This is a genomic window from Pseudomonas sp. PSE14 (assembly GCF_029203285.1).
Classification (GTDB): Bacteria; Pseudomonadota; Gammaproteobacteria; order Pseudomonadales; family Pseudomonadaceae; genus Pseudomonas.
Window position 1 is genome coordinate 5,654,812 of sequence record NZ_CP115669.1, and the last position, 14,308, is coordinate 5,669,119.

14 protein-coding genes are annotated in these 14,308 nt (G+C 64.3%); 9 read left to right on the forward strand and 5 right to left on the reverse strand.

All coding sequences use genetic code 11. From position 1 onward, the window contains the following. Nucleotides 1–3: 3 nt before the first annotated feature. Nucleotides 4–1,416, reverse strand: a complete 1,413-nt coding sequence (locus tag O6P39_RS25835; protein WP_275609208.1) for a hypothetical protein — start codon at nt 1,414–1,416, stop codon at nt 4–6. Nucleotides 1,417–1,639: 223 nt separating this feature from the next. Between O6P39_RS25835 and O6P39_RS25840 the strand changes: the two genes are divergently transcribed. Further along, nucleotides 1,640–1,960, forward strand: coding sequence for a hypothetical protein (locus tag O6P39_RS25840; protein ID WP_275609209.1), 321 nt, complete (start codon nt 1,640–1,642; stop codon nt 1,958–1,960). A gap of 486 nt (nt 1,961–2,446) precedes the next feature. On the opposite strand, the gene O6P39_RS25845 is transcribed toward O6P39_RS25840, so the two are convergent. Further along, nucleotides 2,447–3,418, reverse strand: coding sequence for a sensor domain-containing diguanylate cyclase (locus O6P39_RS25845; RefSeq protein WP_275609210.1), 972 nt, complete (start codon nt 3,416–3,418; stop codon nt 2,447–2,449). 137 nt (nt 3,419–3,555) lie between these two features. Beyond that, nucleotides 3,556–4,737 (reverse strand): delta-9 fatty acid desaturase DesA, encoded by a 1,182-nt coding sequence (gene desA, locus O6P39_RS25850; protein ID WP_275609211.1) that lies wholly within the window; start codon nt 4,735–4,737, stop codon nt 3,556–3,558. Between the two features lie 167 nt (nt 4,738–4,904). On the opposite strand from desA, the gene O6P39_RS25855 reads away from it, so the two are divergent. From O6P39_RS25855 to O6P39_RS25880, 6 genes are all read left to right on the forward strand, one after another. Continuing rightward, the gene (locus O6P39_RS25855; protein ID WP_275609212.1) at nt 4,905–7,178 is read left to right on the forward strand and encodes a GGDEF and EAL domain-containing protein; all 2,274 of its coding nucleotides are present in this window, start codon (nt 4,905–4,907) and stop codon (nt 7,176–7,178) included. A gap of 139 nt (nt 7,179–7,317) precedes the next feature. Next, a complete protein-coding gene (oscA, locus tag O6P39_RS25860; protein WP_275609213.1) occupies nt 7,318–7,500 on the forward strand; it encodes a sulfur starvation response protein OscA in 183 nt (60 codons plus the stop codon). 171 nt (nt 7,501–7,671) lie between these two features. Further along, nucleotides 7,672–8,670, forward strand: a complete 999-nt coding sequence (locus O6P39_RS25865) for a sulfate ABC transporter substrate-binding protein (RefSeq protein ID WP_275609214.1) — start codon at nt 7,672–7,674, stop codon at nt 8,668–8,670. Nucleotides 8,671–8,794: 124 nt separating this feature from the next. Further along, nucleotides 8,795–9,613: a sulfate ABC transporter permease subunit CysT gene (gene cysT / locus O6P39_RS25870; RefSeq protein WP_017520777.1), complete on the forward strand. Its 819-nt coding sequence runs from the start codon at nt 8,795–8,797 to the stop codon at nt 9,611–9,613. Between the two features lie 10 nt (nt 9,614–9,623). Next, nucleotides 9,624–10,496 carry a sulfate ABC transporter permease subunit CysW gene (cysW, locus tag O6P39_RS25875; protein ID WP_275609215.1) on the forward strand — a complete coding sequence of 291 codons (873 nt, stop codon included), beginning with the start codon at nt 9,624–9,626 and terminating at the stop codon, nt 10,494–10,496. A gap of 10 nt (nt 10,497–10,506) precedes the next feature. Then, on the forward strand, nt 10,507–11,496 hold the full coding sequence (locus O6P39_RS25880) for a sulfate ABC transporter ATP-binding protein (protein WP_275609216.1): 990 nt from the start codon (nt 10,507–10,509) through the stop codon (nt 11,494–11,496). A 96-nt stretch (nt 11,497–11,592) separates the two neighbouring features. Here the strand turns inward: O6P39_RS25880 and O6P39_RS25885 are convergent, their stop codons facing one another. Beyond that, on the reverse strand, nt 11,593–12,174 hold the full coding sequence (locus O6P39_RS25885; protein WP_275609217.1) for a TetR/AcrR family transcriptional regulator: 582 nt from the start codon (nt 12,172–12,174) through the stop codon (nt 11,593–11,595). Between the two features lie 91 nt (nt 12,175–12,265). Here O6P39_RS25885 and O6P39_RS25890 point away from each other — a divergent pair, with 91 nt between their 5' ends. Beyond that, nucleotides 12,266–12,997: an SDR family oxidoreductase gene (locus O6P39_RS25890; RefSeq protein WP_275609218.1), complete on the forward strand. Its 732-nt coding sequence runs from the start codon at nt 12,266–12,268 to the stop codon at nt 12,995–12,997. Nucleotides 12,998–13,032: 35 nt separating this feature from the next. Beyond that, complete coding sequence (locus O6P39_RS25895; protein WP_275609219.1) at nt 13,033–13,623, forward strand: 2-hydroxychromene-2-carboxylate isomerase; 591 nt, start codon at nt 13,033–13,035, stop codon at nt 13,621–13,623. A gap of 183 nt (nt 13,624–13,806) precedes the next feature. On the opposite strand, the gene O6P39_RS25900 is transcribed toward O6P39_RS25895, so the two are convergent. Beyond that, complete coding sequence (locus O6P39_RS25900; RefSeq protein ID WP_275609220.1) at nt 13,807–14,208, reverse strand: hypothetical protein; 402 nt, start codon at nt 14,206–14,208, stop codon at nt 13,807–13,809. Between the last annotated feature and the right edge of the window lie 100 nt (nt 14,209–14,308).

The following is a 14,308-nucleotide window of genomic DNA, read 5'->3' on the forward strand; positions in this document are numbered from 1 at the left end:
CACTCAACCCAGCGCGGACAGCACGAAAGGCGTGCCGTCGAGCGGGGTTTCCAGTGACGGCTCGGGTGCTTGCGGGGCGTGGCCGGCCAGGTGTTCCTGAAGGGCTTCGATGACCCTGCCGCTGGCGTCGTGGTGGAACTGCCAGACGCCATAGATGCGGCTGTCGAAGGAGCGCTCGCTGCCGAGCATCGGGTTGGCCGCCAGCCCCGATCCGAGACCAAAGCTGTACAGCCCGGGGATCGGCTGGCCGTTGATATCGCGCAGGCAACCGGCGGCGTCAGAGTCCAGCCCGCCCTTGCTCTCGCGCACCTGCAGCGGCTCGCCGTTGGCGTGGCGCATTGCCGGCAGGCAGGGCTGATAACCGATGGCCTGGACCATCACACCCGGCTCGCTGCAACACCGTTCCAGGCGTTCGCGGGTAGCCGGCGAGCGGTCCTCCAGACGCAGCAGTTCAACCTTCACCCGAGTACCACTGACATGGCCGTTGGCGAGCACATCGGTACCCACCTGGTGGGCGCGGTAGCGCAGCCCGCCGGAGCGATTGACCCGGCCGGACACCGGGCAGACATCCATGCTCTCGTCCACCTGGTAACCGGCGGCCAGCGCCTCCTCGACACTCTCGAAGAACAGGCGGATCGGCGCGCGGTGCAGCAGGGTCAGCCGTTCCAGGCCGAGACAGTCGAGGGCGCAGGCCAGGTTGTCGAGCACCGAGAAGGCGCTGTGGGAGCCGCCGACCACGGTGAAATGGCTGTCCGGCGTCACCCGATCGCTGAACAGTTCCACCAGTTCGGCGGGACTCAGGCTGAGCAGCGCGTCGGAGGAATAGACGATGGGGCCGTCGGCGCTCAGGTGCAGGTCCTGCTCGGCCAGGCTCCAGTGCAGGTACTCGCGGGTCTGCCGGCCGCCGAGGTTGAGCACCAGGCCGCCCGCCTCCACCTGCCAGGAGCAGGAGCCGCTGCGCAGGGCCAGCTGGAAGCTGCCGTCGCCGTGGGCGGTGACCTTCTCGATGCGGGTACCCAGGGCGACATCGACACCCAGGTGCTGGGTGACGTAGCGCATGAACAGCGTCGAGGCGTGCGCCAACAACTCGCCCACTTGCGTGAGCATCGGCGCGCCGTGGGGATCGTCGCGCAGCCGGCGGAAGGCTGCCGAATGTTCCAGCGGCGCAAAGATCGGCAGCAGTGCCGGATCACGCAGGCAGTCGAGGAACACATCGCCCACCGAGTTGGCGGTGATGTGGTAGTCCCCCAGGCGGCCACGGCCGACCGCCAGCGCGGCATCCACGACCAACAGGCCGGAGCGCGCCAGGCTGGCGAGCGCTCCGGTCTTGTAGGCATTGAACAGAAACCCCATGCCGGCTGGGCCGGCACCACCGACCACACAGGCATAACTGGAACGAAAGGATTGCTCGGTCATCAGCCTGACTCCCTAGCGAGCTCGGGCACATGGCCCTCGTCGTGACGCCGGCACGACCGGCCGGCAAGGGGCGCGCGTTCGCGCCGAAATTCCGTCGCACACTGCAGGGGCTCGATCAGAGCGGGGACGGATGCGTGAACGGCACATCGCGAACGAGTGCCGGAGAAAGCACTTCGAAAACCCGCCGAAGTTGCACTTTCTGCGATAAGGGAAATAGCGTTCGGTGCTTTTGAAGTTCGACAGGAAGTTCAAAAACAGCGAAGCCTGGAAGAAAGGGATAAATACGATTGGCGATATATCAGAAGGTCGTATAAAACTTCTTCCGGGACTTGAAACTATTAATGCTTACTTTTCCGGCAAACCTGCCGGAGGTGCATTCCTGCGTAACCAGATGGGGTTCCCGCTTGACTCGGAAGCCCCTGGGGCCTCACCTGCCGCCCTGCTTTCTTCGCTCATCCACGGTAGTGGCTCCACCAGCGGAGATCGCTGCGCATCGGGCTCCTGGAAAAATTCGAAGACAAAGCTACCGCCCGAGTTCGAATGACCCGATTCCATCAACGATTGATCAGCTGCTTGTCCCTGCCGTGGCCGTTACGTTCCGCCGGGCAAAGCTACCGCCCCTCGGCCAACTCCGAAAATCTGGAAACGACAGCAAAAAAGCCTCGCTTCCGTTGCGGCGAGCGCCACGGAAGTGCGTGAGCTGAGGACAGGAGGTGGTGGGAAGACAGGGGATGGATCAAATCTTCCGTGACACGCCGCTCGTGAGATAACTCCCCTGGTGTCTCATCCAGACACCATTCGATATTGCTATGTGATTAGTAATAGAGGGGGGGCTGGAGGTATGTCAATCAACGAAGTCCCGAACCGCCAATAATCCGACAAAAGGCAACAGCGAACTTGTAACTTATTGATTATTAAGCCGCCAATATAATGACATTATCAAACTGGCAACGGCAGTTATTCTCCACGATGAAACAATGGTATTAGCCGAAAAGTATTAGCTCCGCCACCTGATCCGAGGAGTGGTGTTTCATCCTTGAACTATGCGGTCCTTGCCGGTGCGCTTGGCCTGATACAGCGCCGCATCGGCGCGACTGTAAAGTGCCGACAGGTTCTGATCGTCCGGTTGCAGCAAGGTCAGCCCCTGGCTGATGGTCACGCTGAAGACCTGCTCGGCTTCGTTGAAGCGCAGGCGCTGGACTTCCCGTTGCAGGCGCTCGCCGATCTGCCGCGCCATCGTCTCGTTACATCCAGGCAACAGCACGGCGAATTCCTCGCCACCGATGCGGCCGAACAGGTCGCCACGGCGCAATGCGCCCGCCCCACTCTGGGCAATCCGTTGCAACACCACGTCGCCCACCTGGTGGCCGTAGGCATCGTTGATCTTCTTGAAGTCGTCCACGTCCAGCAGCAGGAAGGCCAGGGGCGTGGAAGTCGCCTTGCAGTCGAGGAAGGCCTGCTCGGCGCTGTCGAAGAAGTAGCGGCGGTTGCTGCTCTGGGTCAGCACGTCGGTGGTGGCCAGGCGGTGTAGCTCGGTCTCCATGTGCTTCTTGTCGGTGATGTCCTCGGCGATACCGACGATCATCTGCGGCACGCCGGCGTCGTTGTGCTGGCTGACGAAGCACTTGTCGCTCAGCCAGCGCACCTGCCCGTCGGCTCGCAGGATGCGGTACTCGCGCTGCTCGATGGCGCCGCGTTCGAGCACCTCCAGCAGGCTGCTCTGGGCGTAGTCCAGGTCATCGGGATAGATGCAGTTCTGCCATTCGCCGTAGTCCGCCAGCAACAGCGCCGCGGAACGGCCGAAGATGCGCTCGTAGGCCGGGCTGACATAGACCATGCGCTGGGCTTGCCAGTCGAAGGCCCAGAGGACTGAGTTGATACTGGCAAGCAGCACGCTGAAGAGCTGTTCGCGCTCCTTCAGCCGCTGTACCTCGGCGCGGCTGTGCAGCAACGCCAGCAGGGCTTCGTCCTGATCCGCAGGCATCTTGTTCTGTTCATCCATGTATTGGCGCCTCCCGCTCATCGACCGGGGCTATGACCGCAAACTACGCCAGGCGGTTGCAAAATAAACGAAAAGCCCGCCGAACGGCGGGCTTTTCTTGCGACCGGCTTCACATCGTCCTAGGACGATGGAGTCGGCTACACGGCAGGGCGCAGCGAATAGGTCTTGAGCTGCTCGGCGAACTCCTTCAGCGACTGGATGCCACTGGCTTCCGCCTCCTGCACCCACTGCTTGATCGCGGCGAGCATGTCGTGGCCATTGGCGCTGGTCTTCACCCAGATCTGCTGCAGCGCCAGACGCTTCTCGTAGATCACCTGCAGGGACTGGCTCTGCGCCAGCAGGTCCTGGATGCGCGCGTGGTGGCGCTCTTCCAGCAGGCTGGTTTCCCGCGACAGCAGACGCTTGGCGCGGCGGAACAGGTGGCGTACCGACGCGTCGGCCTTGGCCAGTTCCTGCTTGACCAGCGGGCCGATCACCAGCTTGCGGTACTGGGCCATGATCTGGAAGCGGTTGTTGAGGATGGCCATGGCGGTATCCATGTCCAGGCTGCCCTTGCCTTCGACGCGGTGGGCAATCGGCGCCACGCGGGCCACCTTGGCCAGGCGCAGGAAGCTGAAGACCTTGATCCAGGCCCAGCCCAGGTCGAATTCCCACCTCTTCACCGACAGCTTGGCCGAGTTCGGGTAGGTGTGGTGGTTGTTGTGCAGCTCTTCACCGCCGATCAAGATGCCCCAAGGCACCAGGTTGGTGGCAGCGTCGCGGCACTCGAAGTTGCGGTAGCCGACCGCATGGCCCAGGCCGTTGATCACCCCGGCGGCCCACACCGGAATCCACGCCATCTGCACGGCCCAGACGGTCAGGCCGAGGGCACCGAACAGGGCGACGTCGATCAGGAACATCAGAACGATGCCGCCCAGCGGGTAGCGGCTGTAGACATTGCGCTCCAGCCAGTCGTCCGGGCAGTTCTTGCCGTAGATGCGCAGGGTGTCCTCGTTCTTCGCCTCTTCGCGATAGAGCTCGGCGCCACGCCGCAGGACGGTGCCCAGGCCCTTGAACACCGGGCTGTGCGGATCGTCGGCGGTTTCGCACTTGGCGTGGTGCTTGCGGTGGATGGCGGTCCACTCGCGGGTGTTCATGCCCGTGGTCATCCACAGCCAGAAACGGAAGAAGTGTTGCAGCACGGGGTGCAGTTCGAGGGCGCGGTGCGCGGAATAGCGGTGTAAATAAACGGTGACACTGACGATGGTGATATGCGTCAGGACCAGGGTGACCGCCACCAGTTGCCACGGCGACAGGTCAAGAAAACCGTTGTACCACATGGTCGACAATGAACCTCGGAAGTGGTGTGAAAGAGCGACTTTGTCGGACAAAGCCAGCTCGCATTATCACCAAGCGGGTGCGGAAAACCATCCGGTCTTTTAGATAAGAACGACCGTCGGCGGGCATCCTTTATACTGCCTGGCCAATATCTCCACCTTGCCGCCGCATGAACCCTCGACTTAGCGCCCTTCGCATCAGCCTGCTGTACCTGGTGTTCGCCGCCCTCTGGATGGTGCTGGGTGACCATTGGTTACAAATGGTCTTCACCGAGCCGACCCAGCTCCTGCGTTGGATGATCGCCAAGAAGTACGTGTTCCTGGGTGTCAGCGCACTGCTGTTGTACCTGCTGCTGACCCGACACCTCTGCCGCCAGCAGACGACCGTGAGCGCCCTGGCCGACCGCGAGAATCGCCTGAGCCGCGCGCTGAACGTGGTCGAGGACGGGGTCTGGGACTGGGACCTGCGCACCCAGCGCGTCTATTACTCGCCAGGCTACGCCAACCTGATCGGCCTGCCCTGCGAGCGCCTGAGCGACGACTTCCTGCTCTGGGAAAACCGCCTGCACCCCGACGACCGCGACACAGCCCTCGCGGCCTACCAGGACCACATCGATGGGCTGAGCGAACAGCTCGACTGCGTCTATCGCATCCTCCACAGCGACGGCGGCTATCGCTGGATTCACGCCCGCGGCCGGGTCGAGCGCAGCGCCACGGGCGATGCGCTGCGCATGACAGGCATCAGTCGCGACGTCACCCGCCAGCGCAGCAACGAGGAACACCTGCGCCAGGCCGCGGCGGTATTCGAGGCGACCCAGGAAGGCCTGCTGGTCACCGACAGCCGCGGCATCATCGTGCACACCAATCCGTCGTTCTCGCGCATCACCGGCTACACGGCCGAAGAGGTGCTCGGCGGCCAGCCGTCGCTGCTCAAGTCCGGCCGGCAGAACGCCGCCTTTTACCAGCACATGTGGGAAGCCCTGGTGCGCGACGGCGTGTGGAGCGGCGAAATCTGGAACCGCCGCAAGAGTGGCGAGGTGTACCCGCAGTGGCAGCACATCCGCGCGGTGCGCAACGACCAGGGCCAGCTGACCCACTACGTGGCGGTGTTTTCCGACCTGAGCAGCCTCAAGCGCTCGCAGCATGAGCTGGACTTCCTCGCCCACCACGACCCGCTCACCGGCCTGCCCAACCGCCTGCTGCTGCGCGAGCGCATCGAGCAGGCCCTGGCCCGCGCCGAGCGTGAACAGGGCGGCGGCGCCCTGCTGGTGATCGATCTCGACCACTTCAAGCACATCAACGACAGCCTCGGACACAGCACTGGCGACCAGTTGCTCAAGGCCATCGCCGAACGCATGCAAGCCTGCCTCGACGAGCGCTGCTCCCTGGCGCGGCTGGGTGGCGACGAGTTCGCGGTGATCCTCGAAAGCCCGCAGCAACAGCACGCCAGCAGCCTCGCCCAGCGCCTGCTGGAAGCGATGAACGCGCCCTTCGCGGTCGACGGACAGACCATCTACATGTCCGTCAGCCTCGGCGTGAGCCTGTTCCCCGAGGACGCACGCAACGTCGACCACCTGATGCAGCACGCCGACGCCGCGCTGTTCCAGGCCAAGGCGAGCGGCCGCAGCCTGTACGCCTTCTACACCCCGGAACTGACCGCCCGCGCGCGCTCCCATGTGCAGGTGGAAGCCGCGCTGCGCCACGCGCTGGACCACGACGAACTACGCATCTACTTCCAGCCGGTGCACGACCTGGCCAGCGGGCGCATGGTCGGTGTCGAGTCGCTGGTGCGCTGGCAGCATCCGCAGCGCGGCCTGGTGCCGCCCAGCGAGTTCATTCCCGTGGCCGAGGAAACCGGACTGATCACCGCGCTCGACGCCTGGATGCTCGACCAGGCCTGTCGGCAGATGCGCGCCTGGCTCGATGCCGGCATCACCCTGGACTTCATCGCAGTGAACGTCTCCAGCCGGCTCTTCGGGCGCGGCGGCCTCGAAGAACGCGTCGCCCTGGCGCTGGAACAGAGCGGCCTGGAACCCCACTACCTGGAACTGGAAGTCACCGAAAGCGCGGTGATGCAGAACTTCGACCAAGGCCTGGAGCTGCTCTGCCAGCTGCGCCTGCTGGGCGTGCACCTGGCCATCGACGACTTCGGCACCGGTTATTCCTCGCTGATGCGCTTGAAGCGCATGCCGGTGCACAAGCTGAAGATCGACCAGGGCTTCGTCGCCGGTCTGCCCGACGACGCCGAGGATGCCGCCATCGCCTGCGCGGTGATCGCCCTGGGCCAGAGCATGGGTCTGCAGGTGGTCGCCGAAGGAATCGAACGCCCCGACCAGGCCGCTTTCCTCCTCACCCACGCCTGCGACTTCGGCCAGGGCTACTGGTACGACAAGCCGCAGCCCGCGCAGGCCCTGCTGGCGAAACTGCCGCGCCAGACCAGCTAACTGGCGCTAAAAACTTTCTGATATATAAAAATTCTTAAACAGTATTTTTAAGAATATCCAGCTCCTGCCTAAGATGCGCTCACACCGCACGCGCCGCCAGTGAAACGGCCGGTGGTCAACTCACTAGGAGCAGATACCCATGAGCGCAACCCTCCGTAGCCTGGACGGCCAGGACGAAGCCAACATCCTGCGCGAAGTGCAGAGCGCCCTGCGTGGCCTGCGTTTCGGCGCCGTCGAGATCACCGTGCACAACGGCCAGGTCGTGCAGATCGAGCGCAAGGAAAAATTCCGCCTGCAGCAGAGCCCCGGCAAGCAAGCCTGAGCCTGAGGCGCGCCTCATAACGCGTGACATGACTGGACAACCGGAGCGTCGCCATGACCGCCCTACCCCACCGGTACTGCAGCAGCCAGCCGCGAATGCGCGGCTGATATAGCCCTCCGAAAGACCCTGCCAAACAAACACAAAGAACTGCATTTTTTTCAGGAGCTGCACATGTCCATCCGTCGTTTCGCCCTGGCCGCCCTCGCCAGCGCCCTCATTGCCGGCCCGGTTTCCGCCGCCACCCAACTGCTGAACGTTTCCTACGACCCAACCCGCGAGCTGTACCAGGCCTACAACGCCGCCTTCATCAAGCACTGGAAGGCCCAGGGCGGTGACGACCTGACCGTGCAGCAATCCCACGGTGGCTCGGGCAAGCAGGCCCGCGCCGTGATCGACGGCCTGAAGGCCGACGTGGTGACCCTGGCCCTGGCCGGCGACATCGACGAACTGAACAAGCTGGGCCAACTGCTGCCCGCCGACTGGCAGGCGCGCCTGCCGGATAACAGCACCCCCTACACCTCGACCATCGTGTTCCTGGTGCGCAAGGGCAACCCCAAGGGCATCAAGGACTGGGGCGACCTGACCAAGCAGGGCGTGGAAGTCATCACCCCGAACCCGAAAACCTCCGGCGGCGCCCGCTGGAACTTCCTGGCCGCCTGGGCCTGGGCGAAGAAAGAGTTCGGTAGCGACGAGAAAGCCCAGGAATACGTGAAGAACCTGTACAAGCACGTCCCGGTTCTGGACACTGGCGCCCGCGGTTCGACCATCACCTTCGTCAACAACAACATCGGCGACGTGCTGCTGGCGTGGGAGAACGAAGCCTTCCTGGCCAAGAAGGAACAGGGCGGCGAGAACTTCGAGATCGTCGTACCGTCGGTTTCCATCCTGGCCGAGCCGCCGGTGGCCGTGGTCGACAAGACCGTCGACAAGAAGGGCACCCGCAAGGTCGCCGAGGAATACCTGAAGTACCTGTACAGCGAAGAAGGCCAGCGCATCGCCGCGCAGAACTTCTACCGTCCGCGTAACGCGAAGGTCGCTGCCGAGTTCGCCAACCAGTTCCCGAAACTCAACCTGGTGACCATCGACAAGGACTTCGGTGGCTGGAAGGTCGCGCAGCCCAAGTTCTTCAACGACGGCGGCATCTTCGACAAGATCTACCAGGCGCAGTGATGCGCCACCCGCCCGGCCTCGCGCCGGGCGACCCGATCCGCGCGAGCCGGTGCACAGCTCGCGCGGAAGGAAAAACCCCCGCCCCATGGCGGGGGCTCAACGCGTTAGAGAGAAAGGACAGCAAATGTCACGACGCATCTCCCCGGTCATACCCGGCTTCGGGCTGACTCTGGGCTACACCCTGGTGTATCTCAGCCTGTTGGTGCTGATTCCGCTGGGGGCCATGTTCCTCAAGACGACCCAACTCTCCTGGGATCAGTTCTGGACCATCATCACCGCGCCGCGCGTCATCGCCGCGCTCAAGCTGAGCTTCGGCACCGCGCTGATCGCCGCCCTGATCAACGGCGTGATCGGCACCCTGCTGGCCTGGGTGCTGGTGCGCTACCGCTTCCCGGGGCGCAAGATCATCGACGCGATGATCGACCTGCCCTTCGCCCTGCCCACCGCCGTGGCCGGTATCGCGCTGACGGCGCTGTACGCACCCAACGGCCTGGTCGGCCGCTTCGCCACCGAGATCGGCCTGAAGATCGCCTACACCCCGCTGGGCATCACCCTGGCGCTGACCTTCGTGGTCCTGCCCTTCGTCGTACGTACGGTACAGCCGGTGCTGGCGGACATTCCGCGTGAAGTCGAGGAAGCTGCCGCCTGCCTGGGCGCCAAGCCTTTGCAGGTATTCCGCCACGTGCTGCTGCCGGCACTGCTCCCCGCCTGGCTGACCGGTTTCGCCCTGGCCTTCGCCCGCGGCGTCGGCGAGTACGGCTCGGTGATCTTCATCGCCGGCAACATGCCGATGAAGACCGAAATCCTGCCGCTGCTGATCATGGTCAAGCTGGACCAGTACGACTACACCGGCGCCACCGCCATCGGCGTGCTGATGCTGGTCGTCGCCTTCGTCCTGCTGCTGCTGATCAACCTGCTGCAACGCCGCATCGAAACGCCTTGAGGAGCGCGCCATGAGTACCGCAAGCCTTTCCGCCGCGGCCGCTGCCAATGCTGCTCGCCGGGGTAATGTCTGGGGCCGCCGCGCCCTGATCGCGCTGGCCTGGCTGGCCTTCGCGCTGTTCCTGCTGCTGCCGCTGTTCGTGGTGCTGAGCGAGGCGCTGAAGCAGGGTTTCGGCACCTTCTTCGACGCCATCCTGGAACCCGACGCACTGTCCGCGCTGAAGCTGACGCTGATCGCCGTGGGCATCTCGGTGCCGCTGAACCTGGTGTTCGGCGTCGCCGCCGCTTGGTGCGTGACCAAGTTCGAGTTCCCCGGCAAGAGCATCCTGGTGACCCTGATCGACCTGCCGTTCTCGGTCTCGCCGGTAATCGCCGGCCTGATCTACGTGCTGCTGTTCGGTGCCCAGGGCTACTTCGGCCAGTGGCTGTCGGACCACGACATCCAGATCGTCTTCGCCGTGCCCGGCATCGTCCTGGCCACCATCTTCGTCACCTTCCCCTTCGTCGCCCGCGAACTGATCCCGCTGATGCAGGAACAGGGCACCCAGGAAGAGGAAGCCGCGCGCCTGCTAGGCGCCAATGGCTGGCAGATGTTCTGGCACGTGACCCTGCCGAACATCAAATGGGGCCTGATCTACGGCGTGGTGCTGTGCACCGCGCGGGCCATGGGCGAGTTCGGCGCCGTGTCGGTGGTCTCCGGGCACATCCGCGGCGTCACCAACACCCTGCCGCTGCACGTCGAAATCCTCTACAACGAGTACAACCACGTCGCCGCTTTCAGCGTCGCCACCCTGCTGCTGCTGATGGCCCTGGTCATCCTGCTGCTCAAGCAGTGGAGCGAATCGCGCCTGACCCGCGCCAAAGTCAAAGCTGACGAAGAGTGAGAGCCACACCATGAGCATCGAGATCCGTAACGTCAGCAAGAACTTCAACGCCTTCAAGGCGCTGAACGACATCAACCTGGATATCCACAGCGGCGAACTGGTGGCCCTGCTCGGCCCGTCGGGCTGCGGCAAGACCACCTTGCTGCGCATCATCGCCGGCCTGGAAACCCCGGACGCCGGCAACATCGTGTTCCACGGCGAGGACGTCTCGCAGCACGACGTGCGCGATCGCAACGTCGGCTTCGTGTTCCAGCACTACGCGCTGTTCCGCCACATGACGGTGTTCGACAACGTCGCCTTCGGCCTGCGCATGAAGCCGAAGAAGGAACGCCCGAGCGAATCTCGCATCGCCGAGAAAGTCCACGAACTGCTGAACATGGTGCAGCTGGACTGGCTGGCCGACCGCTACCCGGAACAGCTCTCCGGCGGCCAGCGCCAGCGTATCGCCCTGGCCCGCGCCCTGGCGGTGGAGCCGAAGATTCTGCTGCTGGACGAACCCTTCGGCGCCCTCGACGCCAAGGTGCGCAAGGAGCTGCGCCGCTGGCTGGCGCGCCTGCACGAGGAGATCAACCTGACCTCGGTGTTCGTCACCCACGACCAGGAAGAAGCGATGGAAGTCGCCGACCGCATCGTGGTGATGAACAAAGGCGTGATCGAGCAGATCGGCTCGCCGGGCGAGGTCTACGAGAACCCGGCCAGCGATTTCGTCTACCACTTCCTCGGCGACTCCAACCGCCTGCACATCGGCGGTGACGAGCACGTGCTGTTCCGTCCGCACGAGATCTCGCTGTCACGCTCCGAAGTGGCCGAGCACCGCGCCGCCGAAGTCCGCGACATCCGTCCGCTGGGTGCGATCACCCGGGTGACGCTGAAAGTGGAAGGCCAGGACGAGTTGATCGAGGCCGAAGTGGTGAAGGACCACGACAGCCTGACCGGCCTCGCCCGTGGCGAGACGCTGTACTTCAAGCCGAAGGCGTATCAGCCGGTGGCGAATATCTGATCGCGCCCCGTGCCGGGGCAATGGCGCTTTTCGTAGGAGCGAGCTTGCTCGCGAACCAGGCCCTGCAGCGGGTTTTGTTCGCGAGCAAGCTCGCTCCTACGCGGTTGAGTCCTGCGACTTCTCGTCCAGGTGACGCAACAGGAAATCCCGACTCGACTCGACGATCGCCTTCTGCACCTTCTCGCTCGCCGCCATCCGCGCCAGCATGAGTGCGCCGACGCACTGCGCCAGCAGCGCCCAGGCATCTTCCTGCGAACCCAACACCTCGGCCCAGGCCTGCTGCAATTCCACCAACGCATCCTCTGCGCTCTGTCGCACGGATACGTCGGCACGGGCGATCTCCGCCCCCAACGCCGGAATCGCACAACCGGCAGCCGCGTCCTGCACATGGGCGACATTCAGATAACGCTTGAGCCCACGCTCAAGACGGGCGCGATCCAGCACCTTGCCTTTCGCCGCAAGCCGCTCGACGCTCTGCTGCAACTCGCGCTCGACGATGGCCGCGAACAGCTCGTCCTTGGAGCCGAAGTGGTTGTAGAACGCCCCGCCGGACAAGCCCACCGCCTTCATCAGCCCGTCCACGCCGGTGGTGGCGAAGCCGCCCTGCTTGGCAATCGCGCCGCTGCTGTCGATCAGGCGCTGGCGGGTTTCTTCCTTGTGGGTGGCTGAGTAGCGCATCGGGCGACTCCGGAAAGCGTGTTGACGGTCCGCCGGAGAATAGCATAACGTTCGTTTACCCAACGACCGTTTACCAAAGAGGAAAACGAGGATGTCGCAGAACAAGAAAGTCGTACTGGTGATCGGCGCCGGCGACGCCACCGGTGGCGCCATCGCCCGCCGCTTCGCCCGCGAAGGCTATGTCGCCTGCGTCACCCGGCGTTCGGCGGACAAGCTGCAACCGCTGGTGGATGCGATCCGCGCCGAGGGTGGCGAGGCCCACGGCTTCGCCTCCGATGCGCGCAAGGAAGAGGCAGTGATCGAGCTGGTGGAAACCATCGAGCGCGACATCGGCCCCATCGAAGCCTTCGTCTTCAACATCGGCGCCAATGTGCCCTGCAGCATCCTCGAAGAGACCGCGCGCAAATACTTCAAGATCTGGGAGATGGCCTGCTTCTCCGGCTTCCTCACCGGCCGCGAAGTGGCCAAGCGCATGGTCAAGCGCCAGCGCGGCACCATCCTCTTCACCGGCGCCACCGCCGGCCTGCGCGGCGCCTCGGGCTTCGCCGCCTTCGCCGGGGCCAAGCACGGCATCCGCGCCCTGGCCCAGAGCATGGCCCGCGAGCTGGGGCCGATGGGTCTGCACGTCGCCCACGTGGTGGTGGACGGCGCCATCGACACCGAGTTCATCCGCGAGACCTTCCCCGAGCGCTACAAGCTCAAGGACCAGGACGGCATCCTCGACCCCGAGCACATCGCCGACAGCTATTGGTATCTGCACTCCCAACCCAGGGATGCTTGGACTTTCGAACTGGATCTGCGCCCGTGGATCGAGCGCTGGTGATCCACCCATAACGACAACAACAAAGAGAGCCACTCATGAGCAAGAGCGTCGAGTTCTACTTCGACTTCGGCAGCCCGACTTCCTATCTGGCCTACACCCAACTGCCGAAGATCTGCGCCGAAACCGGCGCCGAGCTGGTCTATCGTCCGGTATTGCTGGGCGGCGTATTCCAGGCCACCGGCAACGCCTCCCCCATCGCCATCCCGGCCAAGGGCCGCTACACCCTGATCGACATGCTGCGCTTCGCCCGCCGCTACGGCGTGCCGCTGGAGATGAACCCGCATTTCCCGATCAACACCCTCACCCTGATGCGCGCCGCCACCGGCATCCAGATGCGCCAGCCGGAACGCTTCGAGGCGCTGCTGGCCTGCGTGTTCAAGGGCATGTGGGTGGACGCGCTGAACCTGGGCGATCCGGCGCTGCTCGGCCCGTTGCTGGCCGAAGCGGGCTTCAATCCGCAGGCGCTGCTGGCGCTGACCGCCGAGCAGGAAGTGAAGGACACGCTGAAGGCCAATACCGAGGCGGCGATCAAGCGCGGGATGTTCGGCGCACCGACGATATTCGTCGGCGACGAGATGTTCTTCGGCCAGGATCGGCTCGACTTCGTCCGCGAAGCGCTGGCTTAAAGCGGTTCGCGAGCAAGCTCGCTCCTACGAAGAGCGCACCCTGTAGGAGCGAGCTTGCTCGCGAACCCAAGGCCAGAACGGAAGCGAAACAACACCGTAGGGCGCATAACCTGGAACAGGTTATCCGCCAGCTCCGGTCCGGCGGATAACGCTGGGGCGTTATGCGCCCTACTTTTGTTGCATTCACAGCGCCAGCACAGCCGACCGGCGCAGGCCGAAGAACTCCAGCTCGGCGAACAGCAGGACCACCAGCGCCTGTCCGATGACGAAGGCATAACCCAGAGTGGTCGGTTGTACATAGCCGGTCACCAGCAAGGCTACGCTCTCCACCACCCACAGGCCGTTCAGCGCGATCACCGCCCAGACGCCGGTGCGGGACAGCGCCGGCTGGTTGCTCATCCAGTAGAGCACCAGCGCCAGCGGCAACAGCACGATGCCCGCCACCATCAGCAGGACGAAAGGCAGGTCAAACAGCTCGCCGAGCGGCTGCGCGGCCAGGGCCATCAGCAGGCCCATGGCGCCACCGGCGAGGGCGTCGATCTTCAAGGTAAGGCGAAGCAGCGGGGACGGTTGCAGCAGAGTCATGGCGAAGCTCCTTCAAGTGTCGCCACCGGTTGGCGGCGTGTAGCTGCAGAATCCGCCCGAGCCTGCCGCGCGTCGATTACCTGCCAGGTAATGGCCGTAA

Coding starts and splice junctions, on each gene's coding strand:
- O6P39_RS25855 (WP_275609212.1), top strand. CDS start 4,905: ATGAACCCTCGACTTAGCGCCCTTCGCATCAGCCTGCTGTACCTGGTG.
- O6P39_RS25900 (WP_275609220.1), bottom strand. CDS start 14,208: ATGACTCTGCTGCAACCGTCCCCGCTGCTTCGCCTTACCTTGAAGATC.
- O6P39_RS25845 (WP_275609210.1), bottom strand. CDS start 3,418: ATGGATGAACAGAACAAGATGCCTGCGGATCAGGACGAAGCCCTGCTG.
- cysW (WP_275609215.1), top strand. CDS start 9,624: ATGAGTACCGCAAGCCTTTCCGCCGCGGCCGCTGCCAATGCTGCTCGC.
- O6P39_RS25880 (WP_275609216.1), top strand. CDS start 10,507: ATGAGCATCGAGATCCGTAACGTCAGCAAGAACTTCAACGCCTTCAAG.
- O6P39_RS25890 (WP_275609218.1), top strand. CDS start 12,266: ATGTCGCAGAACAAGAAAGTCGTACTGGTGATCGGCGCCGGCGACGCC.
- O6P39_RS25865 (WP_275609214.1), top strand. CDS start 7,672: ATGTCCATCCGTCGTTTCGCCCTGGCCGCCCTCGCCAGCGCCCTCATT.
- O6P39_RS25885 (WP_275609217.1), bottom strand. CDS start 12,174: ATGCGCTACTCAGCCACCCACAAGGAAGAAACCCGCCAGCGCCTGATC.
- O6P39_RS25895 (WP_275609219.1), top strand. CDS start 13,033: ATGAGCAAGAGCGTCGAGTTCTACTTCGACTTCGGCAGCCCGACTTCC.
- O6P39_RS25835 (WP_275609208.1), bottom strand. CDS start 1,416: ATGACCGAGCAATCCTTTCGTTCCAGTTATGCCTGTGTGGTCGGTGGT.
- cysT (WP_017520777.1), top strand. CDS start 8,795: ATGTCACGACGCATCTCCCCGGTCATACCCGGCTTCGGGCTGACTCTG.
- oscA (WP_275609213.1), top strand. CDS start 7,318: ATGAGCGCAACCCTCCGTAGCCTGGACGGCCAGGACGAAGCCAACATC.
- desA (WP_275609211.1), bottom strand. CDS start 4,737: ATGTGGTACAACGGTTTTCTTGACCTGTCGCCGTGGCAACTGGTGGCG.